Genomic DNA, 25,458 nt, shown 5'->3' with positions numbered 1-25,458 from the left:
CTAACGGGTTCCGGGGGCGCCTCTGTCGTCGTCCGCGACGAAGTGCTCCTCCGGGTCGTCGAGCGGGTCCCGCGGACCGGCGGCCGGCGGCTCCGGCTCCGGCTCCGGCTCCGGCTCCGGTTCGGGATCCGGTTCGGCCTCGGCGTCGGCTTCGGCCGGCACGTCGGCCTCGCTGTCGACAGGCTCGATGTCGTCTGGCTCGTCGGTTCCGGCGTCGTCGGGCTCAGGTCCGGGTCCGGCCTCGTCGGCCGGTTCTGCCGGCACCGGCTCGGGCGCCCGCGGTCTGCGGGTGATACCGCCGGTCATCGCCACCGTGAGCGCGCCGATCCCGACGAACCACAGGAAGACCCCGGGGCCGAACGTGGCTTGATCCACGCCGACGTCGCCGAAGTTGCCCAGCCGCCCGCCGCCGGCGTGGCCGAGCAGCGCCATGGTCAGTGCCGCCAGCCCCGAGGCGACGGCCAGCTTGCCCATCGCAGAACCCAGGGGAAGAGGACGCCGCGCACACTGCTGCCCGACCGCCACCGCGGACGCCGCCGCGACGATCAGCAATGCCACCCACACCGGGCCCAGCGGCGGCGTCGGCACCGCCGCCAGCACCGGAAGCGCCGGGATGTCGCCGCCGAACACGGTGAACGAGCTGAAGGTCGCGAGGCCGACGTGGGCGCTGGACCCGACCGCGACCGCGGCCGTACCGACGATCACATTAGGGATGTAGAGCACCGACAACACGGTCAGGCTGAGCTGGCCGAACGTCGAATCCGTGATCGAGTAGAGGTCGTGCATCGTCGACCAGTGCACGACCATCGAACCGGCCATCACCACGCCCGAGAGCCCGGCCAGCGCGAGCACACCCGCGACGGCGGCGCGAAGCGCGTCGGGCAGCCAAGCGGGCAACGGGGACGCTGCCAGCAGCCGCCGACCGACCCGCGATCCGACGCCGAGGACTGCACCTATCGCGTGTACGGCCAGCACGCCGCCAAATGCGCGCAACGCGTGCGGGGTCTGCAGGTCGGTGAGGACCGAGGCGGCGTCGTGGATGACGGCCAGCGCGATCGCGGCGATCAGCAGCGGCCCGCCCAGCGCCGACGCCACGATCCAACGCGTCACGAACCACGAGCCGTGCGGGGAAGTGGCCGCGGCCGTCGTGCGGGCCGTCGCCCACACCATCGCGAGCATTGGCAGCAGCGGCATCACTCCCAACTCGGCGCCGCCGATCGACACCGGCACCAGGTGCACGCCCAGCCACATGCTGGCGATCGCGCCGAGCGCGCCGGTCATGTCGCTGTTGGCGATCAGCAGCTGCAGCAGGACGACCGCCGCGATGATGACAAGCGCCACCAACGACGGCCCGAACGCGACCCGAAGCAGCTCACGCGCCTGGCGTGCGCCGACTGGCCGTTGATCCACTGGTTGGGCCGCTCCTCAGTCAGACTGCCGCGCGAAGGTCACGCAGGCGCGGCTCAGACTACGACGGCGCCGGGCCAGACTGCGACGAAGACGACGGCTGTCCCTGGGACGTCGGAGTCGACTGGGACGGCGGCTGGCCGTAAGTGGGGAATCCGGTCGGCGGCGTCGGCGGCCCTTGCTGACCGTGCTGCTGACCCTGCTGGCCCTGCTGGTGGCCTTGTTGGTGGCTCTGCTGCGGCGCCGACAGGTAGCCGCCCGTCGACGGTCCGCCCGGGTAGCCACCCGGATAGGTCGACGGATACCCCGGCCGCTGCTGCGGTCCACCGTGATGCTGGCCCGGCTGCTGGCCGTAGTACGGGCCTGGGCCGCCGTACTGCTGCCCGTAGGGCTGGTCGTACTTCTGCCGCGGTGCCGGCGGGGTGATGATGCCGGATTCGAACAGCAGCGCCGCCACCGCGACGATCGCCTGGAAGAGCGTGAAGGCGATGATCAGGTAGAGGCCCCAGTCGATCGCGGCGCCGCTCGGCCGGTTGATCACCTCGGCGATGACCAAGAGGAAGGCGACGACCGCCAGCACGGCGTACACCGACGTGGAGACGGACTGTTTGGGCAGCAGGCTCGTCCCGGCCAGCAGACCCGCCAGAAGCGCCGCCGCGACTGCGAGCACCAGACCGAACGAGGTTCCGCTGATGCTGCCCAAGCCCCCGAACTCGGACGCGGAGATGGTGAACAGCGGCCCGAAACTCGACAGGTACACCGCGAGGCCCAACACCGCCACCGCGATGGCGAGGTACATCGGCAGCTTGTTCGGACCGCCGGTGGCCGGCGACCCCACGTCCGGCGCCTTGCCGAACTGTTGCGTCGGCGCGGAGAACTGAGTGGTCGGCTGCTGTGCGGGCGGGTATCCGGGGCTACCGGGCGGACCTGACGGGTAAGACATGGCCTCTCCTGTGCTTCCTGTGCTCGGGCGGGCTTCGGAACCACGCTAGCGCACAGCGGGTCAGCCCGAGACCGGCACCGGTTCGCCCGATCGCCGGGACCATTCGTCTCCGACTTTGCGCTTGCCCTTCTGACTAGAACACGTTCTAATTCGGGCATGGACTACGGGCTCGTGCTGTTCACCAGTGACCGCGGGATCACTCCCGCCTCGGCCGCCAAGCTGGCCGACGATCACGGCTTCACCACGTTCTACGTGCCTGAGCACACCCACATCCCGATCAAGCGGCAGGCGGCGCACCCCACGACGGGCGACGAGTCGCTGCCCGACGACCGCTACATGCGCACCCTGGACCCCTGGGTCAGCCTCGGCACCGCGGCGGCGGTGACCTCGCGCGTTCGACTGTCGACGGCGGTGGCGCTGCCGGTCGAACACGACCCGATCACGCTGGCGAAGTCGATCGCCACGCTCGACCACCTGTCGGGCGGCCGCGTCAGCCTCGGTGTGGGGTTCGGCTGGAACACCGACGAACTGGCCGACCACAACGTGCCGCCCGGTCGGCGGCGCACCATGCTGCGCGAATATCTGGAAGCGATGCGGGCGCTGTGGACCGAGGAGGAAGCGTCCTACGACGGCGAGTTCGTCAACTTCGGACCCAGCTGGGCGTGGCCCAAGCCCGTGCAGTCGCACATCCCGGTCCTCGTCGGCGCCGCGGGCACGGAGAAGAACTTCAAGTGGATCGCCCGGTCCGCGGACGGCTGGATCACCACGCCGCGCGACTTCGACATCGACGAGCCGGTGAAGCTGCTGCAGGACACCTGGGCGGCCGCGGGTCGCGAGGGGGCGCCGCAGATCGTCGCGTTGGATTTCAAGCCGGATCCCGAAAAGCTGGCGCGCTGGGCCGATCTCGGTGTCACCGAGGTGCTGTTCGGGCTTCCCGACAAGTCCGCCGACGACGTCGCCGCCTACGTCGAGCGCCTGGCGGGCAAGCTGGCCGCGCTGGTGTGATCAGGGCTTGCCGAAGCCCGCTGCGCCGAGCACCTTCTGCCCCGCCTCGCCGGTCACCGCGTCGACGAATTTCCGTGCCAGGTCGGGCCGGGACGAATCCTTCAGCGTCGCAATGGGATAGACGTTGACCGCGTCGGCGGCTTCGGGCAACCCAACCGCGGTGACGTCGGCGCCTGCGTCCCGGACGTCGGTGACGTAGACGATCCCGGCGTCGGCCTGGCCGCTGGTGACCTTGTTGAGGACGTCGGTGACCGACGACTCCTCGCTGACCGGCGACAGTTCGACGCCCGCGGCCTGCTGGACCTTCTGCGTCGCCGAGCCGCACGGGACCTGCGGTGCACACACGACGGTGCTGACCCCGGGCCGCGTCAGGTCACGTAATGCGTTGATGTGTTTGGGGTTTCCCGGGCGTACCGCGATGGTCAGCGTGTTCGACGCGAAGTTCACCGGGTCACCGGCCAGCAGTCCCGCCGTCGCGGCCTTGTCCATGTTCCTGGTGTCCGCGGAGGCGAACACGTCGGCGCGCGCACCCTGGGTGAGCTGCGTGACGAGGTCGGACGATCCGGCGAACGCGAACTCCACTCGGGCGCCGGGGTTGTCCGCCTCGAATTGCTCGCCGATCTCGGTGAACACGCTCTTCAGCGACGCTGCGGCGAACACCGTCAGCGTGTCCTGTGATGTCTGGTCCGCACACGCGGTGGCCAGCGTGAGCAGCGCGGCCAGAAGCGCGAGTGGTTTCACGGCTGCCCTTCTGCGGTCAGGCCAGACTCGCGCGGTTGACCTTGTCGGTCGGGCGCACCGTGATCGTCGCCCCGAGTGGGTCGCCGTCGGACATCAGCGCGACGAGGTCGTCGTCCTCGGAGATGGCCAGGAACCGCGAGTCGTCCGAATCGAGCCTGCCGACGATGATCCCGGTGCGCACCGGCCAGTCGTACCGCACCGAGTAGGTCTCGATGGTGGCGCGACCCTCGGGGCGCTCGGTGACCGGAACCGTCGGCAGCGCAGCGACTTCCGCGTTCAGCTCTGCGCTGCGGTCGATCCGCCAATCGGCGGGAAGCGTCGAGTAGATGCCGACCGAGTACTTGCTCATCGTGCCGCCGTTGGCGCCCACAAAGCCGAATCGACCGGGGATGTCGCGTAATTGGGTGACCGTTTCGGCGATGGCGTGCAGCGAATAGCTGTTGCCCGGCCCGCCGAAGTAGGGCAGGCCGCCGGTCACCGTCAGGCCACGCGGGTCGCCGGCGTCGATGCCCAGCGCTTCACAGATCACGAAGACCGGGAACGGGAAACAGCTGTACAGGTCGAGGGTCGCGAGGTCGTCGACTCCGATTCCCGCCACCCGCAGGGCTTCTCGCGCGGCGTGCACGGCCGCGGGGCTCGCGCCGAGGTCGACGCGGTCCAGCAGCCCTTGCTCGGTCATGTCCGAGTGGCCGTGCAGATACATCCACTTCTCCTCGGGCACCCCGAGACCCCGGGCGGCCGCCACCGACATCATGATCGCGGCCGCGCCCTGGTTGACCTGATCGCGTGCCACCAGCAGGCGGGGATATGGGTCGCAGATCATCCGGTTGTCGTCGGTGACGGTGACGATCTCGTCGACCGAGCGCTCGACCGGCGATGACGAAAACGGGTTCTTGGCGGCCACTTTCGACAGCGGCGCGAACAACTCGGCCATCTCCCGCCGGTACTCGGCGACACCCAGTCCGAGCCGGCGGCGCCGCGCGTTGTCCAGCAGGCCGTATTGCACTGCCGCGCCGGTCAATCCGTGCGAGGCTGTGTACTCGGTGAAGTACTGGTGGATCTGATGTCCCCGGTCCTCGAGTTGGCCGTCGACGTGTTCGGTGAAGTCCGGCTTCTCGTCCCGGTTCGCGAAGTAGCGCGCCGTCGACCCCGGCTCCGAGCCGATCACCATCGCCACGTCGAATTCACCCGCCGCAATGGCGTTTCCGGCCTCGGTGACGAGCTTCTGCGGACCCTGCCCGCCGACCGGTTCGAGCACCACTCGCGCGGGATCGCCGCCGACCCGCCGCATCACCGAACGCGGATAGTTGTTCGACTTTCCCAGCGTCGCGGGCATCGGCCCGGAGATCTCGAACTGGCGCAAGCCGTACACCGTGTCGATCGCCTTCGCGGCCGTGGTGACCTCTACCCCGGTGTCGGTCAGCGCGGCGCGCACCGCCTCGGTGGCGAGGTCGACCGCCGACATGCCCCGGTAGTCGGGATCGTCGATCCGCTCGGTGAACTGCCCCACGCCGACGATGACCGGGGTCCGGGGATCGACCATTACAGACCTCGCTGCCGCCGAGCGACCGCGTTTGCACGCTTCACATCGGCATGTCGCTGTACAAACACGGTCACTCGCGGCAGAAGTAGTAGGGCTACCGGGCTACATGCCCTGCAGGATCTCCCGGGCCAGGCGCGCGGTCTCCGACGGCGTCTTGCCGACCTTCACCCCCGCGGCCTCCAGCGCTTCCTTCTTGGCCTGCGCGGTACCGGACGACCCGGACACGATCGCGCCGGCGTGACCCATGGTCTTGCCCTCGGGCGCGGTGAAGCCCGCGACGTAGCCGACGACCGGCTTGCTCACGTTGGCCTTGATGTAGTCGGCGGCCCTCTCCTCGGCGTCGCCGCCGATCTCACCGATCATCACGATGATCTTGGTGTCAGGATCCTTCTCGAACGCTTCGATCGCGTCGATGTGCGTGGTGCCGATGACCGGGTCACCGCCGATACCGATCGAGGTCGAAAAGCCCAGATCGCCCAGTTCGAACATCATCTGGTAAGTCAGCGTGCCCGACTTGGACACCAGCCCGACCGGTCCCGGGCCGGTGATGTTGGCGGGCGTGATGCCGGCCAGCGCCTCGCCGGGGGTGATGATGCCCGGGCAGTTGGGGCCGATGATGCGAGTCTTCTGACCCTTTTCGACGTTATAGGCCCACGCATATGCCGTGTCCTGCACCGGAATTCCCTCGGTGATGACGACCAGCAGCGGGATCTCCGCATCGATTGCCTCGATGATCGCGTCCTTGGCGAACTTCGGCGGCACGAACACCACCGACACGTCGGCGCCGGTCTCCTTCATCGCCTCCGCGACCGAGCCGAACACCGGCAGCTCGACATCCTTACCGTCCTTGTCGACGTGCGACACCGTCGTGCCGGCCTTGCGGGCGTTGACCCCGCCGACCAACTGGGTGCCCGCCTTGAGCATCAGCGCGGTGTGCTTGGTGCCCTCGCCACCGGTGATGCCCTGGACGATGACCTTGGAGTCCTTGTTCAGAAAAATCGACATGGGTCATCTCTCCTTAAGACTTGTTCGCCAGCTCGGCGGCTTTGTCGGCGGCTTCGTCCATCGTGCCCAGTTCGGTCACCAACGGGTGGTTGGCCTCAGCCAGGATGCGACGGCCTTCTTCGACGTTGTTGCCGTCGAGTCGGACCACGAGCGGCTTGTTGGCCTCGTCGCCGAGGATCTTCAACGCGTTGACGATGCCGTTGGCGACCGCGTCACAGGAGGTGATGCCGCCGAACACATTGACGAACACGCTCTTGACCTGCGCATCGTGCAGGATCACGTCCAGACCCGCGGCCATCACCTCGGCCGAGGCGCCGCCGCCGATGTCGAGGAAGTTGGCCGGTTTCACGCCGCCGTGCTTCTCGCCCGCATAGGCGACCACGTCCAGCGTCGACATCACCAGGCCCGCACCGTTGCCGATGATTCCGACCTGACCGTCGAGCTTGACGTAGTTGAGGTCGTGCTCCTTGGCCTTGAGCTCCAGCGGGTCGGTGGCGTCACGGTCCTCGAACTCGGCATGCTCGGGATGGCGGAAGTCGGCGTTGCCGTCGAGCGTGACCTTGCCGTCCAGCGCCAGGATCTGATCGTCAGGAGTGCGCACCAGCGGGTTCACCTCGACCAGCGTGGCGTCTTCTTTGACGAACACCTCCCACAGCTTGGCGATCGTCACCGCGGCGGCGTCGAGCACCTCGGCGGGCAGGTGACCCTTCTCGGCGATCTCACGCGCGAACGCCTCGTCGACGCCCTTGGTGGCGTCTACGGGCACCCTGGCCAACCGGTCCGGCTTGGTGGCGGCGACCTCTTCGATCTCCATGCCGCCCTCGACCGAGCACATCGCGAGGTAGGTGCGGTTGGCGCGGTCGAGCAGGAACGAGATGTAGTACTCCTCGGCGATGTCGCTGGCCTCGGAGACCAGCAACTTCTTGACGATGTGGCCTTTGATGTCGAGACCGAGGATGTTCTGCGCGTGGGTGAACGCGTCGTCGGCGGTAGCCGCGTACTTCACGCCGCCGGCCTTGCCGCGGCCGCCGGTCTTGACCTGTGCCTTGACCATGACGGGTTTGCCGATCTCCTCGGCGATCGCCTTGGCGTCCTCGGCGGTGTCGGTCACCCGACCCGGTGTGGTCGGTACGTTGTGCTTGGCGAAGAGCTCTTTCGCCTGGTATTCGAAGAGGTCCATTGGCTTTGGAACGTCCCTGTCTCTAGCGCGTCGATTGCGGAGTTGTTGGGCCGAAGGCTCGGGGGAACTTTATCCACACCCGCGGAACGCGTTGGCACCGCCCACCTCCCATGTGGCAGATCTCACCGCCTGATCCCAGTGATACAAGTCACATTCGCTCGCGGAATAGCCGCACAGGTTGCAGCCTTCATTGGGATTTGGTTAACGTGCCTCTGGCTTCGATAACGTTTCGATCACGGCAAGCTTCACGACAAACAAGGACCCTTCACGTTGGCTGCGCACCGTTCGTCTGGATCTCACCGCAGATCATCGACGAATCGGCAAATAGACGGCCGCGTAAGCGAATCCCCCGCCGAAGTCACCGACATCATTCCGTTCAACGAGTTCGGCGGCTTGCCCGAGTTGGGAGCCGACGCCGACTTCCGTGAGAACAGCGCGTTCGACCGCGAAGCACAAGTCATCCACGCCCCCGAGCTCGACGATCTGAACGACACCGACGATCTCGTACCGCTGCGGCTGGCGGTGCCCTCGGAGTTCCAGGCCGGGCCGCGCCACGCTCGCCGCTCGCACGCCTACCGCGACAGCAACACCGACACCAGCGACGGCATGGCCGCCACCGACGTGATCAAGATCGGCGGCCGCGCAGGCCAGCACCGCAAGCAAGAGATCCCGGTGAAGGGCCGGCTGATGGTCGCCGCGATGGCGGTCGGCGCGACCGCCGCGGGGGCGTACTCGATGGCCGACGCCGCGCAGGAGTCATCGTCACAGACCGTGCTCGCCGTCGACCAGGACGCCCTGGCGAATACGGTCAGCGGCACGACGGACGGCATGCAGATCGTCGCCGTCACGCCCGCCGCCAGCTCGGCACTGCACACCGAGGAGATCCAGAAGGCCGCGGCGTTCGCTCAGGAGCGCGCCGAACGCGAAGCACGCCTGCAGCGGCCGATGTTCGTGATGCCCACCAGGGGCGTGTGGACGTCGGGCTTCGGCTATCGCTGGGGCGCACTGCACGCCGGGATCGACATCGCCAACTCGATCGGCACACCCGTCCTCGCCGCGTCCGACGGCGTGGTCGTTTCCGCGGGCCCGTATGCCGGTTACGGCAACATGGTCAAGCTGCGCCACGCCGACGGCACCGTGACGCTGTACGGCCACCTCAGCGCGTGGGAGGTCGAGGTCGGACAGCGGGTGTGGGCCGGTGACCAGATCGCCAAGATGGGCAACACCGGCAACTCGACCGGACCGCACCTGCACTTCGAGGTGCACCTGAACGGAACCGACCGCGTCGACCCGGTGGGTTGGCTGGCCAAGCGCGGGCTGAACCCGTCCAACTAGTCTGGCCAGGTGGCCGGCGACGACGATCCCGACGAGGGACAGGCAGAACCTCCGCGGCGCACCCCGTCGAACGCTGAGACGGGCATCATCCGCCGCCATCCGACGGGCGAGATTCCCACCGGTCAGGACCCGCAGACCACCATCATCCGCCGCCACCCCACCGGGGCGATTCCGGTCGCCGAGGCCGAGCCGCAGACAAGCTTCGTGCCCCGGGCCCGGCCGGTCACCGTGTCCCCCGCCGAGCCCCCGCCGGCCAGTCCGAAGCCCGCGATCGCCGCGGCGGCCGTGAGCATCCTGACCGGCTGGGCCACCGCCGTCATCGCCACCGATCTGATCACCGGCTGGTGGCGCACCGATCGCCTGTTCTGCGTCGCGGTCGGCTTCCTGACCGCGATCTCTGCGGCCGCCCTCATCGCCGGGCTGATCGGGCTGCTGTTGCGCCGCTGGGTCAGCCGGTGGCTGATCGTCGTGGGGGCGGTGGTGGCGCTGCTGATCTTCTCCAGCCTGTTCGTCGCCGGGGCCAAGCTGCCCGCCGCGGTGTACGCCATCCCGGTGCTGCCGCTGGCCAGCATCGTGCTCGCGGCGCTGCCCGCGACGGGCCGCTGGGAGCGCTCCGGCTAAAGCTTGCTGATCGGCGCGTGGTTGTGCATCAGCTTGACGCGACCGGAGCTGCCGAAGTCGATGAGCGACATCGCCGACTCGCCCACGCCGGTGACCTCCTCGACCCGGCCCAACCCGTACTTGTCGTGGGTGACCCGGTCGCCGGGCTCGAGCACCAGCAACGGCCGCTTACCCGCTCCCGACCGCGTCGGCGACGGTCGCGGAGAGCCGAACCGGCCCGCGCCGCTCACCGGCGCGCTGAACGACGGTGTCGGGTCGGTGCGCCGCCAGTCGATGAGGTGTTGCGGAATCTCCTTGAGGAAGCGGGATTCCGGGTTGAGCATCGGCTGACCCCACGACGAGCGGACCTTGGCCCGGCTGAGGTAGAGCCGCTGTCGCGCCCGGGTGATGCCGACGTAGGCCAAGCGGCGCTCCTCGGACAACTCGGTGGGATCGCCGAGCGCCCGCATGTGTGGGAACATGCCGTCCTCCCAACCGGTCACGAACACCACCGGGAACTCGAGGCCCTTGGCGGTGTGCAACGTCATCATCGTGACGACTCCGGCGCCGTGCTCGGGCAGTTCGTCGGCGTCGGCCACCAGCGACACCCGCTCCAGGAACTGCGCCAGCACCCCCGTGTCGGGGATGTCCTCATCGACGGGCTCATCCTCGTCGAGTGCCTGCGCGTTGGCCAGATCGGTGCTGAATTCGTGTGCGACGCTGACCAACTCGTTGAGGTTGTCGAGCCGCGCGAGATCCTGCGGATCGCTGGACGACTCGAGTTCGGCGCGGTAGCCGGTGCGGTCGAGCACCGCCTCCACGAGCTCACCGAGCTCACCGTCGAGACGGCCACGCAGGTCGTCGAGCATGTCCACAAACGCCGAAATACACTTCTCCGCACGGGTGTTGAGCATCGGTACCTTGCCCTCGGCGGCCGCCTGCAGCGCGTCGTTGAAGCTGAGGCCGGTGTTCTCGGAGTACACCGCCACACACGCTTCGGCGCGGTCACCGATGCCGCGCCGGGGCGTGTTGAGGATGCGACGCATGCTCACCGAGTCGCCGGGATTGTCCAGCACCCGCAGGTAGGCGACGATGTCGCGGATCTCCCGGCGCTCGTAGAAGCGAACGCCGCCGACGACCTTGTACGGGATGCCGGCGCGGATGAAGACCTCTTCGAGCGCGCGCGACGAGTTGTTGGTGCGGTAGAACACCGCGAAGTCGTTGTACGAGTATCCGTCCTCGGCGAGCGCGTCGATCTCCTGAGCGACGAAGCGCGCCTCGTCGTGCTCGTTGTCGGCGACGTAGCCGACGATCAGCTCGCCGTCGCCCTCGTCGGTCCACAGCCGCTTCTCCCGGCGGCCGGTGTTGCGCGAGATCACCGAGTTCGCCGCGTTCAAGATGTTCTGCGTCGAGCGGTAATTCTGTTCGAGCAGAATCGTTGTGGCATTGGGGAAATCGCGTTCGAAGTCCTCGATGTTGCGGATCGTCGCACCGCGGAACGCGTAGATCGACTGGTCGGCATCGCCCACCACGCACAGTTCGGCCGGCGCCACCCCGGCTGGATCGCCTTGCGAGGCAGCCGTCCCTACCAGCTCGCGCACCAGCACGTACTGGGCGTGGTTGGTGTCCTGGTACTCGTCGACCAGGATGTGCCGGAACCGTCGCCGGTAGTACTGCGCGATCTGCGGAAACGCTTGCAGCACAGCGACTGTCTCGCCGATCAGGTCGTCGAAGTCGAGCGCGTTGGCCGCGCGCAGGCGTCGCTGGTACTCGGCGTAGACCTCGGCGATGATGCCGGGCAGCTCCTCGCCGGCCTCCGACGCCTCGGCCGCCGCCTGTTCCGGGCCGATCAGCTCGTTCTTGTGGTTTGAGATGCCGTTGGACAGCAGCCGCGGCGAGTACCGCTTGGTGTCCAGCCCCATGTCCTTGCCGATCATCAGCAGCAGGCGCCGCGAGTCGTCGGCGTCGTAGATCGAGAAGTTCGAGTTCAGGCCTTTGATCAACGAGGCCTGGTTGCGCAGGATCCGTACGCATGAGGAGTGGAAGGTGGAAATCCACATGTTCCTGGCCTTGGGACCCACCATGGCCACCACCCGCTCGCGCATCTCGGCGGCGGCCTTGTTGGTGAACGTGATGGCCAGCACCTGTCCGACGCCGACGTCGCGGGCCGCCAGCAGGTAGGCGATCCGGCGGGTGAGCACCGCGGTCTTGCCGGAGCCGGCACCGGCAACGATGAGCAGCGGCGAGCCCTGGTGCAGGACGGCCTCGCGCTGCTGCGGGTTGAGCCCGTCGAGCAGTTGGTCGGTTTCGGTGGCCAGGTTCATCTGGGTCATGTCACCACCGAACTTACCGCTGCGCAGGGACATCCCCGCGGTCGAACCGCGTAACGAGCTTTGCGCTGGCAGGGCTGTTGGTGGCACACTTTGTCTCGTGCTCAGCAAACAGCGATTTTCCCGCGGGTACCGATCCGCGGGGGTCTAGCTGCTTCCCGAGAGCCGCCGCGGTCCGCTTCGGCGATCCGCGGCACGCCTCTTGTGTGAGGCCCAGGACCGGACGAGACCAGACCCACACAACGAGAGCGGTGAGAAATCCCATGACGACCGAAACCGAGACCGTGCCCGATATCGATGACCTGCGCCAGGAGATCGACCGGCTCGACGCCGAGATCCTCGCGGCCGTGAAGCGCCGCACCGAGGTGTCCAAATTGATCGGCCAGGCCCGGATGGCGTCCGGCGGAACGCGCCTGGTGCACAGCCGCGAGATGAAGGTGATCGAGCGCTACAGCGAACTCGGCCCCGACGGCAAGGACCTCGCGATGCTGTTGCTGCGCCTGGGCCGCGGTCGCCTCGGCCACTGACCTCTCGGGTGATTTCGGTGTAGTTGGTTGCGCTGACCGCAACTGGCGACACCGAAATCACTAGCGCAGCGCATCGGTCAGCCACGGCGTCAGCCACTCCACCGCTTCGGGCGTCGGATGGACGCCGTCGCTGCGGATCCGGATGCCGTCGATTCGATTGGTGTAGCCCCCGTTCGGGCCCAGCTTGCGGTTCAGGTCGAGCACCGAGACGTTCTGCCGGTACTTGACGGCGCTGCGCAGCAAGGCGTTCCAATCGTCGGTGCGATCCGGGTCGTCCTCCGGGTAGAGGCTGCCGTCCGGCTTCTCGGCGCGCCGATTGTAGGGCTCGGTGGTGACGACGACGCGTGCGCCGGTCGAGGACAGGATGTCGAGCGCGCGATTGAGTTCGGCCCGCAGATAGGCGTCGTAGGCCGGCTCGCCGATGTGCGTCCAACGGCCTTCGTTCATCCGGTCCACGACCTCCCAGCGGCCGACGATCAGCAGCACCACGTCGGGGCGGTCGTGTTTGATGCGCTGTGCCCACCTGCTCGGCCACGAGTCGCATTCGGGTTTCTGGTTCAGCGTCTGCCCGACGTACCGGTACGGCCCGCCGCGCGCGATGCCGCATCCGATCGTCGTGTAGTCGGTGAACACCAGGCCCGGCGTTTCGGGCAGGTAGCGCATCACCGTCCACGCCACCGAGTCGCCGAACACCGCGACGGTCCTGGTGCCCGGCTCGTGGGCGACGGGGCGCTGCACCGCGACCGGAATCTCCGGTGCGACCAGCGCGGCGGAGTCGATGCGCGAATCCTGCACCGGCGCGGACGGCACGCCGACCGGCAGCACGGTCATCGTGATTACCGCGGCGGTGGCAGCCGTCGCCCCGGCCAGCGGCAGCATCGGCACGATCACCGGCCGCCAGCGTCGGATGGGCTGTTCCAGCAGCCACCACGACAGCGCCGCCACCCCGAGTGTCGCCGCGCACCGCAGGGCGAACAACGACCAACCGGACCATCCGGTGCGTTCGCCGTTGACCACCAAAAAGATGGGCCAGTGCCACAGGTAGACGCCGTAGGAGATCGCCCCCAGCCAGACCAGCGGCCGCCACGCCAGCATCCGCGCGGCGGGTCCGTCCTGGTCCATTGCGACCGCCCCGATCACCAGCCCCGCCGCGAGCGCCACGACGATCAGCAGGCCGGCGCGGAAGTCGCCGACGCTGCCGGTCGCGGTGTGCACGGCGAAGGCGAGTACCGCGATGCCGACGACGGACAGGATGCGGGCGGCCCACCGCAGCCACCGCGTCCGGATCACCGGCCCGGCCATGGTCACCGTCGTCCAGTCCCGCACCAGCAGGGCGGCCGCTGCGGCGCCGACGAGCAACGCCTGTGCGCGGGTGTCGGTGCCGAAGTAGATGCGGTTGAGCGATCCGCCGTCGACGAACACGATCGCCGCCGCCGCCGACGCGATCGCGCCGACGGTGGCCAGGGCGAACACCACCCACCGTAGGTGCAGCCGGTCGCGCCGGCAGAACACGAACCCGACCGCGATCAGCAGCAACGGCCACAGCAGGTAGTACTGCTCTTCAACCGCCAACGACCAGGTGTGCTGCAGCGGCGACGGCGGTGCGCCCACGGCGAAGTAGTCGGTGCGCTGGGCGACGAACGCCCAGTTGGCCACCCAGAAGAACGACGCGACGGCGTCGTCGCGCAGCGCCGTGATCGCCTCCGTCGAGAAGAGGTCCCGCGCCGCCACCACTGCGAGCACCATGACCAGGAGCGCGGGCAGCAATCGGCGGGCCCGGCGAATCCAGAAGTCGCGCAGCCGGATTCGGCCGGTCCGGGCATGCTCGTCGAGCAGCAGCGAAGTGATCAGGAAGCCGCTCAGCACGAAGAAGACGTCGACGCCGAGGAAGCCGCCGGAGACGCCCGGGATGCCGCCGTGGTCGGCGAGCACCAGTGCGACAGCGACGGCGCGGATGCCGTCGAGGGCGGGAATCTCGCCACGCCGATGCGCACGCGAGGAGCGAGTGTCGGACAGCGAGCGGCGATCAGCGGGCGCGACAGTGCGACGCGCATTCACTTGCGAAATCTTGCCTGCGCCGACGGACGCGGGGGTGCAGGCGCGGCGGCGTGTCGGCCTACTTCGTCAGCGCGATGTACTTGATCTCGAGGTACTCGTCGATGCCTTCGAAGCCGCCCTCGCGACCGAAGCCGGATTCCTTGACACCGCCGAACGGCGCCGCCGGATCGGAGATCACGCCGCGGTTGACGCCGACCATGCCGGACTCGATGCCCTCGGCGACGCGCAGCGCGCGGTCCAGCGACCTGGTGTAGATGTAGGCCGCCAGGCCGTACTCGGTGTCGTTGGCCGCGGCGATGCCCTCCTCCTCGGTGTCGAAGCCGGTGATCGGCGCGACGGGGCCGAACACCTCCTCCTTGAGAATGCGGGCGTCGGCGGGGACATCGGTGAGCACCGTCGCCGGGTAGAAGTTGCCGGGCCCGCCGGGGGCCTCGCCGCCGACGGCGACGGTCGCACCGCGCGACACCGCGTCGTCCACCAGTTCGGTGACGGTGCCGACCTGCTTGGCGTTGATCAACGGTCCCAGCGTCGCCGACTCGTCGAGACCCTTGCCGAGCGTGAACTCGCTCATCCGCTTGACCAGCTTCTCGGTGAACTCCTCGCGCACCGGGTTCGCGACGTGGAAGCGGTTGGCCGCCGTACACGCTTCGCCGCCGTTGCGCATCTTGGCCAGGATCGCGCCGTCGACAGCGGCGTCGATGTCGGCGTCGTCGAACACCACGAACGGCGCATTGCCGCCGAGTTCCATCGAGGTCCGCAGCAGCTTGTCGGCCGACTGCTTGACCAGCGCCCTGCCGACGCCGGTGGAGCCGGTGAAGGTCAGCTTGCGCAGCCGGCCGTCGTCGATCAGCGCGGCGGTGACGTCTTTCGGGCTGTTCGTCGGCAGCACCGACAGCACACCCTTGGGCAGACCCGCGTCGTCCATCAGCTTGGCCAGCAGCAGCATGGTCAGCGGCGTCTCCTGCGCAGGTTTGACGATCATCGTGCAGCCGGCGGCGAGCGCCGGGCCGATCTTGCGGGTCCCCATCGCCAGCGGAAAGTTCCACGGCGTGATCGCGTAGCACGGGCCGACCGGCTGCTTGGTGACCAGAACGCGGCCGCTGCCCGCCGGGCTCGGGGTGTAGCGGCCCGCGATGCGCACGGCCTCCTCGGCGAACCAGCGGAAGAACTCGCCGCCGTAGGTGACCTCGCCCATGCTCTCGCGCAGCACCTTGCCCATCTCGAGGGTCATCAGCGTGGCGATGTCCTCGGCGCGTTCGGTGATCGTGTCGAAGACCGCGCGCAGGATCTCGCCGCGCTCGCGCGGGGCGGTGGCCGCCCACTCGGCCTGCACGCCGCAGGCGACGTCGAGCGCGGCGACCGCGTCCTCGGCTCCTGCGTTGGCGACCGAAGTGAGCACCTGGTCGTCGGACGGGTCGAGCACATCGAACGTCGAGGAGCCCTGGCGTTCTTCACCGCCGATCCACAGTCCGGTGGGAACTGACGACAGCAGCTTCGCGGTATCCATAGTTCTTGATTACACCTTCGGAGCCGATCATTCACCCCCGCCGAACGTGCGGTCACGGCGAAAATTCGGCGCGATCTTCGCAGTGAGCGCACGTTCGCGGTTGCCTGCCGGCACTAAGGTCGTGCCCATGAGCGCCGAGATTCCCGATATCGCCTCGACCCCGGCATGGCAGGCCCTGCAACGGCATCACGACGAGATCGGCAGCAAGCATCTGCGCGAGTTCTTCGCCGAGGATCCGGCTCGCGGCACCGAGTTGGCGACGACGGTCGGCGACCTCTACATCGACTACAGCAAGCACCGCGTCACCCGTGAGACGCTCGCGCTGCTGGTCGACCTGGCCCGTGCCGCGGGCCTCGAACAGCGGCGCGACGCGATGTTCTCCGGCGTGCACATCAACACCTCCGAGGACCGAGCCGTGCTGCACACCGCGCTGCGGTTGCCCCGCGGGGCCGAACTGTCCGTCGACGGTCGAGACGTCGTCGCCGACGTGCACGCGGTGCTCGACAAGATGGGCGACTTCACCGACCGGTTGCGCAGCGGCGAGTGGACCGGGGCGACGGGCCAGCCGATCAAGACCGTCGTCAACATCGGCATCGGCGGCTCGGACCTCGGGCCGGCGATGGTCACGCTCGCGCTGCGCCATTACGCCGACGCGGGCATCTCGGCGCGGTTCGTGTCCAATGTCGACCCGGCGGACCTGGTGGCCAAGCTCGACGGACTCGACCCGGCGACAACGCTTTTCATCGTCGCGTCGAAGACGTTCTCCACCCTGGAGACGCTGACCAACGCGACGGCGGCGCGACGGTGGCTCACCGACGCGCTCGGTGACGCGGCGGTGGCCAAGCACTTCGTCGCGGTGTCGACGAACAAGAAGCTGGTCGACGATTTCGGCATCAACACCGAGAACATGTTCGGCTTCTGGGACTGGGTGGGCGGGCGCTATTCCGTCGACAGCGCAATCGGTTTGAGTGTGATGGCGGTCATCGGCCGCGAACGGTTCGCCGAGTTACTGTCCGGCTTCCACATCGTCGACGAGCACTTCCGCACCGCGCCGTTGGAGTCGAACCTGCCGGTGCTGCTCGGGCTGATCGGGCTCTGGTACAACGAGTTCTTCGGCGCGGAAACCCGTGCCGTGCTGCCGTATTCGAACGACCTGGCGCGGTTCGCGGCATATCTTCAGCAGCTGACGATGGAGTCCAACGGCAAGTCGGTGCGTGCCGACGGGTCACCGGTCACCACGAGCACCGGCGAGATCTTCTGGGGCGAGCCGGGAACCAATGGCCAGCACGCGTTCTACCAACTGTTGCACCAGGGCACGCGGCTGGTGCCGGCCGACTTCATCGGATTCTCCCAACCCACCGACGACCTGCCGACCGCCGACGGCCGCGGCAGCATGCACGACCTGCTGATGAGCAACTTCTTCGCCCAGACGCAGGTGCTCGCATTCGGCAAGACGGCCGAGGAGATCGCCGCCGAGGGAACGCCACCGAATGTGGTGCCGCACAAGGTGATGCCGGGCAACCGGCCGACCACGTCGATCCTGGCCACCAAGTTGACGCCATCGGTGCTCGGCCAGTTGATCGCGCTCTACGAACACCAGGTGTTCACCGAAGGCGTCATTTGGGGCATCGACTCGTTCGACCAGTGGGGAGTCGAACTCGGTAAGACGCAAGCCAAGGCGCTGCTGCCGGTCATCACCAATGACGACTCCCCCGCCGAACAATCGGACAGCTCGACCGACGCGCTGGTGCGGCACTACCGCGCCGAACGCGGCCGCAGCGCCTAGCGATCTAGGCGTCGGGGTCCGGGCGACTCCAGCCGAGGATCATCGCCGGCGCGCAACCGCCGAACACCAGCACGGCCAGCGACATCAGCGCACCCGCATAGGCCACATCGGTGTCGGTGTCGCGCAAGTAAATTGATGCGACGAGCAGGTAGCCGATCGGAATCAGCATCAGGTTCTGGGTGATGGTCAGGCCGATCGAGCGGGCACTGTTGCGCTGCTGTACCTCGTACTCGTCGAGGGCCGCCTCCGGGGCGTCACCCTGCCTGCCCGACACGATCTGCAGCATGATCCACAGCGGGAAGAAGAACAGACATGCGACCAACCACAACAACGGCGCCCACCATAATCCGAACGCGGACAGGACACTGACTGCGAACATGAACGCGAAGGTGAGCCCGAGACCGACCACGAGAATCCGGCGTCGGGACTGGGTGCGCCACCTCGGAAGCGAGTGGGCATAGGTCCGCTCATGCTTGAGGAACCGCCTAGTCCGGTAGTCCTGGTAACGGTCGATGAGCGTTCGGTCAGCCTGCCGGGTCGATGGGGACATCTGAGTCGCCTCCTTGCGCGCGCGGGTTCCTCCGGTAGAGCTCGATGGACAGCGGCGTGAACTCCGTGCGGGAGAACACCGCCTCGACGGGCAGGCCGAACACGTCGCAGATCCGAAATGCCAGGTCCAGGCTCGGATAGTGGTCGCCGCGTTCGAGCGCGCCGACGGTCTGCGGGTTCACGTCGATCAGAGCCGCGAGTTCAGCCCGCGTCATCCGCCGCTCGGCGCGTAGGACGCCGATGCGGTTGTGGATGGGCAGCGAATCGCCCCGTCTCACCGGACTCACACAACACAGTGTTAGGAAAACCCAACGATCTGTCAAGCAGACCTATCGCTCAGCGGTCCGCTGAGGCGAGCCCAACGTGCGGCTCTGGAGCGGGCGCTGCGATTGTCCGGACGACGTAGTGGGCACACCGAACGTATGCGAGAAACCAATGCGCGTGCCATCGCGGCGGTCGGCATCGTGCTCGCCGCGGTGGCCGCAGCCTGTTTGATAATGCCGGCGGCCAGGGAGTTGGGAACGCTTTCGGGGATGTGGGTGGCGGCGGCCATCCTGGGCGTACCAGTCCTGTTGATCTTGGCACTCTCTGGATTTCCGGCTTATGGAGTGCGGCGTGCCCTGGCGGTGGCGATCGTGGTCACGGTGTTGACGTGCGCGGTGTCATGGGTCGTGGCGGTGTTCGCGTTTGCCACCGCGTTGAGCGGCACGGCGTCCGGGATATTGCTGGCGATCGTGCTTTTCGGCGCTCCTGCTGCATCTGTTTTGGTGTTCGGGTTCGTGGCGCGCCGCCTGGTCGCCGATCGCACGGAGGCCGTTGGCTGAAACCCAATGCGACACAGGTTGTTCAGCACAACGCGGCGCACGCTCACCGAGAAGCGTGCACCGCGCGGCTGAAGGATGGTGGTTACGGAGCCGGGATGTTCACGCAGCCGACATTCGGCAGGCATCCGCTCGCACCGCCGGGTCCGGCCGTGCCGCCGGGTCCGTTCGGGGCCAGCGAACCGCTCGCGCCACCGGGGCCCGCCGAGCCTTCGGGGCCACCGGGGATCACACCTGCAGCGCCGCCTCCGTCAGCGGTGCCCTGCGGGCCGTTCGGAACATTCACTTGCGCACCACCACCGGGACCGGCCTCGACGTTGCCGATGCCGGCACACGGAGTGCCGTCAGCGTTGAGACACGGCGGGGGTGCCGGTTGCGCACCGGCGATCGGCGCGACGGCGATCGCGACTGCCGCAGCGCCCGAGAACAACAGGGGCGTCATCTTCGTCAGTTTTTCGATCATGGGATTTGGCTACCACGACGCCCGATTGCTTAAACCTGCGAACGACCTACAACCTGCCGACCTGCCTCAGCCCGGCGACGGTGTCCGCCAGCGTCTCCTGCGGGTCCCGGTAAGTGATGGTGAGTTCGATCTCGCTGGGTGAATCGTCAGACGACGGCATCTGGGTGTAGTACTGCATCGCCGCCCCGGTCACCGGCGCGTCGAACGGCAGATAGGCCCCGGCCACGTCGACCACCCTTCCGAGGTTGCGCAGCAACGTATCCGGCACTGGGTACACCCGAAGCGACCGGTTCGCTGCGCGGCCGATCGTCGACGCCAGATCGGCGATCCCGACGCGCTTGCCGCCTGCCATGTATCGACGTGGCCCCTTGCCGGGTTCGAGTAGCGCGGCGTGCAGCGCAGCCAGATCGCGGACGTCGACCACAATCCAGGCGGCACCGCGGCCTGGCACCCCACGCATCTTCACGGCCGCCTCAACGCCTTCGGCCGCTTCGCCGAACTGGTTTCCCGCCGGCGGCCCGAGCACCATGCCCGGGTACGTGATGTTCACCGGGGCACCCGCATCCTGTAGTCCTCGTGCGTACTTCTCCACCTCCGCCTTGGACTTCCCGTAGCCGTCGGTCCCACCGACCACCGGAAGATCGGCGTGGAGCACGTCGAGGCCGGGACGGAACAGTGCGGTGAAGCTGGATACGTGGACGATCGGATCGAGGCCGCGCAAAACCGCCGCGCCAAGCACGTTGCGGGCGCCGGCGAGATTGGTCTGCAGCATCCTGTCGGCCTGCCGTGGATCCATGGAAACCATTGCCGCGGAATGAATCACGGCGTCGCAGCCGTCCATCGCCGCGGCCGTCGCATCGGCGTCGGCAATGTCGCCGATGGCGTAGTCGTCGGTGTCGACGCCGATCTGCGCGGCGCTGGTCGCCAACCGCGCCGGATCACGGACCAGGAACCGCACGTGATGACCCGCCTCGGCCGCCGCCTTGGCCGTCCATGCTCCAACGAACCCGGTGCCACCCGTCAGCAACACTCTCATCGAAACCTCCATGGGGAACTAGCGCTGCGGGCTACCCGGTGGCGCTGGTCTCTACACGGTTTCGCCGCCTCAGGCGAACGGCTTGATGAGCCGCGGCGGCAGCACCCGCATCAGCTGAACCAGCGGCGCCCATGGCCACCACGGCACCGCCGCGCGTCCACTCTCCCGCTCGATGACGGCCACCATCGCGCGCACACCGGTTTCGTTGTCCACCATCAACGCCGTCGACTCGGCCTTCGCCGTCATCTCCGATTCGATGTAACCGGGCTCGAGGACCGTGACCTTAATGGGCCCACGTGCGTACTCCGCGCGCAACGACTCACCGAGCGACGACACCCCCGCCTTGCTCGCGGCGTAGGCCGCCTTCACCCCCGGAACGCCTTTGTTGCCGAGCACCGAGGAAACGAGCACCAGGTGGCCGCCGCCCGTTTGCTTGAACATCTCGAGCGCTGTCTCGATCTGCACCAGTGCGGCAACGAGATTGGTTTCAATGGTGACCTTGTTCGCCCACAGCTTGCCCGACCCCAGCGGCGCGCCCTTGCCGACGCCCGCGTTGACGATGACGCGGTCGATGCCGCCGAGTTCGTCGGCCAGCTCACCGAACACCTTCGGCACCTGGTCATGATCGTTGACGTCGAGCGCGGCGACGGCGACTTCGATTCCGGGATGACGCTCGAGCAGTTCGGCCTTGAGCTCGTCGAGCCGGTCGACGCGGCGGGCACACAGCGCGAGATCGCGGCCCTTGGCGGCGAACGCGCGGGCCATGCCGGCGCCCAGGCCGGAGCTCGCGCCGGTGACCAAGATCTTCTGCCGAGTCACCCCGACAGACTAAGCGAGCGCGATCGAGGTCGATGATGGACGCATGGTTGCCCCTCGGATGACGACGTCGGCGCTGGTGACGTTGCTTGTCGCGATCTCACTGCCGGTCGCGCACGCCCAGCCAGTCAGCCCGCTGTACCGGCTGGTGGACACGGCGGCGCAGCGGCTGGCCACCGCGGACCCGGTCGCGGCAGCCAAATGGATCAACGGTGGGCCGATCACCGACCGGCAGCGCGCCGACGCGGTCCTCGACACCGTCGCCGCCGACGCCGCCGCGCACGCCGTCGACCCGGCCTACGTGCGAACGATCTTCACCGACCAGATCGACGCCACCGAGGGCATCCAGTACACCCGCTTCGGCCAGTGGAAGTTCGACCCCACGTCCGCACCCACCGCGGCGCCCGAACTGTCCGAGTTGCGATCGCAGATCGACGGGCTCAACAAGATCATGGTCGAAGAGATTGCACTGCAGTGGAATACGCTTCACAGCCCGGACTGCATGCGCACGCGCAAGGATGCGACGGACGCCGTGGCCAATGCCCGTCAGCTCGACCCCCTCTACCGGCAGGCGCTCTCGGCGGCCACCCGCGCTTACTGCCGGATCACTTGAGCAGTCGCGACATCCGACGATCGGCCAGTACCTTGCCGCCCGTCTGGCAGGTCGGGCAGTACTGGAAAGACTTGTCCGCGAACGACACTTCGCGCACGGTGTCCCCGCAGACCGGACAGGGCAGACCGGTGCGGGCATGTACCCGCAAGCCGGAGCGCTTCTCCCCCTTGAGCGTTGCCGCCTGCTGACCGACCGACCGCTGCACGGCGTCGGTGAGGACACCGATCATCGCGTCGTGCAGCGCGGCCAGCTGCGCATCGGTGAGCTTGCCCGCCGTCGCGAACGGAGAGATCCGCGCGACGTGCAGAATCTCGTCGCTGTAGGCGTTGCCGATGCCTGCGATCACCTTCTGGTCGGTGATCACGGTCTTGATCCGCCCGCTGTTGCCCGCCAGTACTCCGGCGAGATCGTCGGGGCTCAACGACAATGCGTCGGAGCCCAGCGCCGCGATGCCGGGCACCTTGGCCGGATCGTCGACGAGCCACACCGCAAGCCGTTTCTGCGTGCCGGCCTCGGTCAAGTCGAAACCCGCTGCCTCACCGGGTGTTCCGAGATGAACGCGGAGCGCGATCGGCCCCTTCCCGGGCTTCAACGGTGCGGCCGCCAGCTTGTCCGACCACCGCAACCAGCCCGCGCGCGACAGGTGGGCGATCAGGTACAGGTCGCCGGCCTGCAGGCCGAGATACTTGCCCCAGCGGTTGGCGTCGGTGACCGTCCGCCCGTGCAGCGCGGTGACCGGTGGGTCGAATGTCTTGAGCACCGAGAACGCCGACACGTCGACGCGGCCGATCGGGTGTCCGACGGCATGGCGGCGAAGGTGATCGGCGAGCGCTTCGACTTCGGGCAGTTCCGGCATGGCTCCAGTGTGCCGCTCAATCGCGCGCGCGGTTAGCGCCACCGGTGATCAGCGACAGCAGCCAGCTCACGACCGACAGCACGATCGCCGCCCAGATCGCCGTCCACCAGAAGTCGTCGATGTACAGGCCCCAGTGCGTGGTGTGCTCGGTGATCCACGACGTTATCCACAGCATCAGCGCGTTGATGACGATGTGGAACAGGCCGAGCGTGACGATGTAGAGCGGGATCGAGATGATCTGCACGATCGGCTTGATCACCGCGTTGACCACGCCGAAGATCACCGCCACGACGAAGATGATGCCGACCTCCGCCAGTGCGGAATCCCCGCCGACGAAGCGGATGCCGGGCACGATCAGCGTCACCACCCACAGCGCAACGCCGGTCAGCGCGGCGCGGACAACAAACGACACCATGCCGGCGATCTTGCCACGGTCGCGTTGCGGCCCCTGAGTGGTTGATCGCACGCACCGGGTGAAGGCGATCAACCGGTTAACGAATCTCCGAACGCAGTAGGTAGGTGTCCATGATCCAGCCGTGCCGGGCCCTGGCGTCGGCGCGCACCGCCGCGATCCGCGAGCCGACCTCGCCGACGGTGCCAGACATCAGGAGCTCGTCGGGCGTGCCGAGGTAGGCGCCCCACCAGATGCGGGTGTCGGGCGGGCAGGACAGAAAAGAGCAGTCGGCATCGAGCATCACCACCGCGCTTCCGGCCAGTCCATGGTCGCGCAATTGCCTGCCGGTCGTGATGAGCACGGGCTCGCCGACGTCGTTGAGCGGAATGCGATGCCGCGCCGTCAGCGTCTGAATGGCGGTGACACCCGGGATCACGTCGAAGTCGATGTCGACGTGGCACGCGACGGCGTCGAGGATGCGCAGCGTGCTGTCGTACAGCGACGGATCGCCCCACGCGAGAAATGCTCCGGTGCCGCCGTCAGAAAGCTCGGAGGAGATCGCGTCGGCCCACACCCGCGCCCGCGCGGCATGCCAGTCGGCGACCGCCCGGCGATAGTCCGGAGCATCCGAGGCGGCCCTGTCTCTCGGCGGGTCGGGCAGTTCGACGAACCGATAGCCGGGCTCGCGGATGAACCGTTCGCAGATCTGTCTGCGCAGGGCCACCAGGTCGTGCTTCGAGTCGCCCTTGTCCATCGCGAAGAACACCTGCGTGTCGTTGAGCGCCGCCACCGCCTGCGCGGTCACCTGGTCCGGATCGCCCGCGCCGATGCCGATGACGTGGATTCGACGGGTCACGCCCGCAGTATGCCTTCAGTGTTTGCGGCCCCGCGAAAAGCGTAGCCGCCTGGCCCGCTTGACGTCCTTCTTCTCGGCGGCCGCATCCTTGCGCAGCTTGTGGGTGTCCTTGGGTGGTAGTCGCAATTCCTGCTCGGCGGGCAGACCGGCCTGCAGCTGACGGCTGCGCTCCAGCTCGGCGTCCACCTCGGCGCCGAACAGCAGCGCGAGGTTGGTGATCCACAACCACAGCAGGAAGACGATCACACCGGCCAACGCGCCGTAGGTCCTGTTGTAGCTGCCGAAATTCGCCACGTAGACACCGAACAGCAGGGACGCGAGAACCCACACCAGGATCGCGAGCGCCGCGCCGCCGCTGATCCAGCGAAACCTCGGCTGCTCGACGTTGGGTGTGACGTAGTACAGGATCGCGACGGCCAGCACGACGAACAGCAGGATCAGCGGCCACTTGGCGATACCCCAGACCGTCACCGCCACCTCGCCGAGGCCGATCGCATTCCCGACCGCCTCGGCGACCGGCCCGCTGACCGCCAGCATCAACACCACCGCGGCCGCGAGCACCAGGCCGGCCAGCGTCAACAGCAACTGCACCGGACGCAGTTTCCACACCGGTCGACCCTCGTCGACCTCGTAGATGCGGTTCATCGCGCGGCCGAACGCGCCGACGTAGCCCGACGCCGACCACAGCGCGCCCACGATGCCGATCACCAACGCCAGGCCGGCCGTCGGCGAGTTGACGAGTTGCTCGACCGTCGGCCGCAGTGTGTCGAGCGCGGATGCCGGCGCCACGTCATCGGCGATGTCGAGCAGCCCGTCGACCGTGCGTTCGCCCTGTCCGAACACACCGAGCAGGGACACCATGACCACCAGTGCCGGAAAGGCCGACAGCACCGCGTAATACGTCAGCGCCGCGGCAAGGTCGGTGCACTCGTCGTCCTGGAACTCCCGGACCGCCTTGCGCATCGCGTAGAGCAGCGACGGCCGGGTGAGGTCGGTCGGCGACTGAGGCTTGCGCGGGTCATCGGGGTCCGGCGTCCGAGTGGCGTTGTCGGACTCGTCAATTCGCATACCACCCGATACCCCCGCC

Annotated in this window: 25 protein-coding genes and 1 pseudogene; 7 read left to right on the top strand and 19 right to left on the bottom strand. The window is 67.9% G+C overall.

The annotated features are described in order from the left end of the window. Together AU188_RS23990 and AU188_RS23985 are read right to left on the bottom strand one after the other, a co-directional pair. Positions 1–1,410 carry a cell division protein PerM gene (locus AU188_RS23990; protein WP_059165975.1) on the bottom strand — a complete coding sequence of 470 codons (1,410 nt, stop codon included), beginning with the start codon at positions 1,408–1,410 and terminating at the stop codon, positions 1–3. Between the two features lie 58 nt (positions 1,411–1,468). Beyond that, positions 1,469–2,350, bottom strand: coding sequence for a DUF5336 domain-containing protein (locus AU188_RS23985; RefSeq protein ID WP_059165974.1), 882 nt, complete (start codon positions 2,348–2,350; stop codon positions 1,469–1,471). A 156-nt stretch (positions 2,351–2,506) separates the two neighbouring features. Between AU188_RS23985 and AU188_RS23980 the strand changes: the two genes are divergently transcribed. Beyond that, on the top strand, positions 2,507–3,355 hold the full coding sequence (locus AU188_RS23980; protein WP_059165973.1) for an LLM class F420-dependent oxidoreductase: 849 nt from the start codon (positions 2,507–2,509) through the stop codon (positions 3,353–3,355). Here AU188_RS23980 and modA read toward each other — a convergent pair whose 3' ends face one another. The 4 genes from modA to sucC form a co-directional block, all read right to left on the bottom strand. Then, complete coding sequence (gene modA / locus AU188_RS23975) at positions 3,356–4,078, bottom strand: molybdate ABC transporter substrate-binding protein (RefSeq protein ID WP_059166104.1); 723 nt, start codon at positions 4,076–4,078, stop codon at positions 3,356–3,358. It abuts the gene before it with no gap. Positions 4,079–4,112: 34 nt separating this feature from the next. Next, entirely contained in the window at positions 4,113–5,639 is a 1,527-nt protein-coding gene (locus AU188_RS23970; protein ID WP_059165972.1) for an acetyl-CoA acetyltransferase, read from the bottom strand. Positions 5,640–5,741: 102 nt separating this feature from the next. Beyond that, positions 5,742–6,644, bottom strand: coding sequence for a succinate--CoA ligase subunit alpha (sucD, locus tag AU188_RS23965; protein WP_059165971.1), 903 nt, complete (start codon positions 6,642–6,644; stop codon positions 5,742–5,744). A 13-nt stretch (positions 6,645–6,657) separates the two neighbouring features. Beyond that, positions 6,658–7,824: an ADP-forming succinate--CoA ligase subunit beta gene (gene sucC, locus AU188_RS23960; protein ID WP_059165970.1), complete on the bottom strand. Its 1,167-nt coding sequence runs from the start codon at positions 7,822–7,824 to the stop codon at positions 6,658–6,660. A gap of 270 nt (positions 7,825–8,094) precedes the next feature. Between sucC and AU188_RS23955 the strand changes: the two genes are divergently transcribed. Further along, positions 8,095–9,159 (top strand): M23 family metallopeptidase, encoded by a 1,065-nt coding sequence (locus AU188_RS23955; RefSeq protein WP_059165969.1) that lies wholly within the window; start codon positions 8,095–8,097, stop codon positions 9,157–9,159. A 9-nt stretch (positions 9,160–9,168) separates the two neighbouring features. Then, complete coding sequence (locus AU188_RS23950) at positions 9,169–9,780, top strand: hypothetical protein (RefSeq protein WP_059165968.1); 612 nt, start codon at positions 9,169–9,171, stop codon at positions 9,778–9,780. Here the strand turns inward: AU188_RS23950 and pcrA are convergent. Then, positions 9,777–12,092, bottom strand: coding sequence for a DNA helicase PcrA (gene pcrA / locus AU188_RS23945; RefSeq protein ID WP_059166103.1), 2,316 nt, complete (start codon positions 12,090–12,092; stop codon positions 9,777–9,779). The genes AU188_RS23950 and pcrA overlap by 4 nt on opposite strands. A gap of 203 nt (positions 12,093–12,295) precedes the next feature. On the opposite strand from pcrA, the gene AU188_RS23940 reads away from it, so the two are divergent. Then, the gene (locus AU188_RS23940; RefSeq protein ID WP_286137659.1) at positions 12,296–12,616 is read left to right on the top strand and encodes a chorismate mutase; all 321 of its coding nucleotides are present in this window, start codon (positions 12,296–12,298) and stop codon (positions 12,614–12,616) included. 60 nt (positions 12,617–12,676) lie between these two features. On the opposite strand, the gene AU188_RS23935 is transcribed toward AU188_RS23940, so the two are convergent. Both AU188_RS23935 and AU188_RS23930 read right to left on the bottom strand, forming a co-directional pair. After that, positions 12,677–14,632 carry an SGNH/GDSL hydrolase family protein gene (locus tag AU188_RS23935; protein ID WP_156426814.1) on the bottom strand — a complete coding sequence of 652 codons (1,956 nt, stop codon included), beginning with the start codon at positions 14,630–14,632 and terminating at the stop codon, positions 12,677–12,679. A gap of 100 nt (positions 14,633–14,732) precedes the next feature. After that, the gene (locus tag AU188_RS23930) at positions 14,733–16,181 is read right to left on the bottom strand and encodes an NAD-dependent succinate-semialdehyde dehydrogenase (RefSeq protein ID WP_059165966.1); all 1,449 of its coding nucleotides are present in this window, start codon (positions 16,179–16,181) and stop codon (positions 14,733–14,735) included. A 127-nt stretch (positions 16,182–16,308) separates the two neighbouring features. Here AU188_RS23930 and pgi point away from each other — a divergent pair, with 127 nt between their 5' ends. Further along, the gene (gene pgi / locus AU188_RS23925) at positions 16,309–17,967 is read left to right on the top strand and encodes a glucose-6-phosphate isomerase (RefSeq protein WP_059166101.1); all 1,659 of its coding nucleotides are present in this window, start codon (positions 16,309–16,311) and stop codon (positions 17,965–17,967) included. A 4-nt stretch (positions 17,968–17,971) separates the two neighbouring features. Here pgi and AU188_RS23920 read toward each other — a convergent pair whose 3' ends face one another. After that, positions 17,972–18,517, bottom strand: coding sequence for a hypothetical protein (locus AU188_RS23920; protein WP_059165965.1), 546 nt, complete (start codon positions 18,515–18,517; stop codon positions 17,972–17,974). Continuing rightward, positions 18,492–18,803 (bottom strand): helix-turn-helix transcriptional regulator, encoded by a 312-nt coding sequence (locus tag AU188_RS23915; protein WP_059165964.1) that lies wholly within the window; start codon positions 18,801–18,803, stop codon positions 18,492–18,494. Before AU188_RS23915 ends, AU188_RS23920 begins: the two co-directional genes overlap by 26 nt. Before the next feature lie 135 nt (positions 18,804–18,938). Between AU188_RS23915 and AU188_RS23910 the strand changes: the two genes are divergently transcribed. Further along, a complete protein-coding gene (locus AU188_RS23910; RefSeq protein WP_059165963.1) occupies positions 18,939–19,340 on the top strand; it encodes a hypothetical protein in 402 nt (133 codons plus the stop codon). Between the two features lie 82 nt (positions 19,341–19,422). Here the strand turns inward: AU188_RS23910 and AU188_RS23905 are convergent, their stop codons facing one another. From AU188_RS23905 to AU188_RS23895, 3 genes are all read right to left on the bottom strand, one after another. Then, positions 19,423–19,800, bottom strand: a complete 378-nt coding sequence (locus AU188_RS23905; protein ID WP_059165962.1) for a hypothetical protein — start codon at positions 19,798–19,800, stop codon at positions 19,423–19,425. A 46-nt stretch (positions 19,801–19,846) separates the two neighbouring features. Beyond that, positions 19,847–20,836: an SDR family NAD(P)-dependent oxidoreductase gene (locus tag AU188_RS23900; protein ID WP_059166100.1), complete on the bottom strand. Its 990-nt coding sequence runs from the start codon at positions 20,834–20,836 to the stop codon at positions 19,847–19,849. 69 nt (positions 20,837–20,905) lie between these two features. Continuing rightward, positions 20,906–21,655, bottom strand: a complete 750-nt coding sequence (locus AU188_RS23895; RefSeq protein ID WP_059165961.1) for an SDR family oxidoreductase — start codon at positions 21,653–21,655, stop codon at positions 20,906–20,908. Between the two features lie 43 nt (positions 21,656–21,698). Between AU188_RS23895 and AU188_RS23890 the strand changes: the two genes are divergently transcribed. Then, a complete protein-coding gene (locus AU188_RS23890) occupies positions 21,699–22,265 on the top strand; it encodes a chorismate mutase (RefSeq protein WP_156426805.1) in 567 nt (188 codons plus the stop codon). Here AU188_RS23890 and AU188_RS25905 read toward each other — a convergent pair. From AU188_RS25905 to AU188_RS23870, 5 genes and pseudogenes are all read right to left on the bottom strand, one after another. Then, positions 22,258–22,725, bottom strand: a complete 468-nt coding sequence (locus AU188_RS25905; RefSeq protein ID WP_286137665.1) for a zinc finger domain-containing protein — start codon at positions 22,723–22,725, stop codon at positions 22,258–22,260. The genes AU188_RS23890 and AU188_RS25905 overlap by 8 nt on opposite strands. A gap of 153 nt (positions 22,726–22,878) precedes the next feature. Further along, positions 22,879–23,121: pseudogene (locus AU188_RS25900) on the bottom strand (DNA-formamidopyrimidine glycosylase family protein); the annotation flags it as partial. 16 nt (positions 23,122–23,137) lie between these two features. Then, complete coding sequence (locus tag AU188_RS23880; RefSeq protein ID WP_059166099.1) at positions 23,138–23,536, bottom strand: phage holin family protein; 399 nt, start codon at positions 23,534–23,536, stop codon at positions 23,138–23,140. A gap of 76 nt (positions 23,537–23,612) precedes the next feature. Beyond that, positions 23,613–24,371, bottom strand: a complete 759-nt coding sequence (gene cobF / locus AU188_RS23875) for a precorrin-6A synthase (deacetylating) (protein ID WP_059165958.1) — start codon at positions 24,369–24,371, stop codon at positions 23,613–23,615. Positions 24,372–24,386: 15 nt separating this feature from the next. Continuing rightward, entirely contained in the window at positions 24,387–25,439 is a 1,053-nt protein-coding gene (locus AU188_RS23870; protein ID WP_059165957.1) for a YihY/virulence factor BrkB family protein, read from the bottom strand. Positions 25,440–25,458 lie beyond the last annotated feature (19 nt).

Source organism: Mycobacterium sp. IS-3022 (assembly GCF_001500065.1).
Taxonomy (GTDB): domain Bacteria; phylum Actinomycetota; class Actinomycetes; order Mycobacteriales; family Mycobacteriaceae; genus Mycobacterium.
Note: the sequence above shows the minus strand (reverse complement) of the source record. Positions and strands in the feature narration are given on the sequence as shown.

What these genes read in the sequence shown, in the direction of transcription:
- AU188_RS23985 (WP_059165974.1), bottom strand. Translation starts at nt 2,350, where the DNA reads ATGTCTTACCCGTCAGGTCCGCCCGGTAGCCCCGGATACCCGCCCGCA.
- AU188_RS23980 (WP_059165973.1), top strand. Translation starts at nt 2,507, where the DNA reads ATGGACTACGGGCTCGTGCTGTTCACCAGTGACCGCGGGATCACTCCC.
- AU188_RS23970 (WP_059165972.1), bottom strand. Translation starts at nt 5,639, where the DNA reads ATGGTCGATCCCCGGACCCCGGTCATCGTCGGCGTGGGGCAGTTCACC.
- sucD (WP_059165971.1), bottom strand. Translation starts at nt 6,644, where the DNA reads ATGTCGATTTTTCTGAACAAGGACTCCAAGGTCATCGTCCAGGGCATC.
- sucC (WP_059165970.1), bottom strand. Translation starts at nt 7,824, where the DNA reads ATGGACCTCTTCGAATACCAGGCGAAAGAGCTCTTCGCCAAGCACAAC.
- pcrA (WP_059166103.1), bottom strand. Translation starts at nt 12,092, where the DNA reads ATGACCCAGATGAACCTGGCCACCGAAACCGACCAACTGCTCGACGGG.
- AU188_RS23930 (WP_059165966.1), bottom strand. Translation starts at nt 16,181, where the DNA reads ATGGATACCGCGAAGCTGCTGTCGTCAGTTCCCACCGGACTGTGGATC.
- pgi (WP_059166101.1), top strand. Translation starts at nt 16,309, where the DNA reads ATGAGCGCCGAGATTCCCGATATCGCCTCGACCCCGGCATGGCAGGCC.
- AU188_RS23920 (WP_059165965.1), bottom strand. Translation starts at nt 18,517, where the DNA reads ATGTCCCCATCGACCCGGCAGGCTGACCGAACGCTCATCGACCGTTAC.
- AU188_RS23910 (WP_059165963.1), top strand. Translation starts at nt 18,939, where the DNA reads ATGCGAGAAACCAATGCGCGTGCCATCGCGGCGGTCGGCATCGTGCTC.
- AU188_RS23905 (WP_059165962.1), bottom strand. Translation starts at nt 19,800, where the DNA reads ATGATCGAAAAACTGACGAAGATGACGCCCCTGTTGTTCTCGGGCGCT.
- AU188_RS23900 (WP_059166100.1), bottom strand. Translation starts at nt 20,836, where the DNA reads ATGAGAGTGTTGCTGACGGGTGGCACCGGGTTCGTTGGAGCATGGACG.
- AU188_RS23890 (WP_156426805.1), top strand. Translation starts at nt 21,699, where the DNA reads ATGGTTGCCCCTCGGATGACGACGTCGGCGCTGGTGACGTTGCTTGTC.
- AU188_RS23880 (WP_059166099.1), bottom strand. Translation starts at nt 23,536, where the DNA reads ATGGTGTCGTTTGTTGTCCGCGCCGCGCTGACCGGCGTTGCGCTGTGG.
- AU188_RS23870 (WP_059165957.1), bottom strand. Translation starts at nt 25,439, where the DNA reads ATGCGAATTGACGAGTCCGACAACGCCACTCGGACGCCGGACCCCGAT.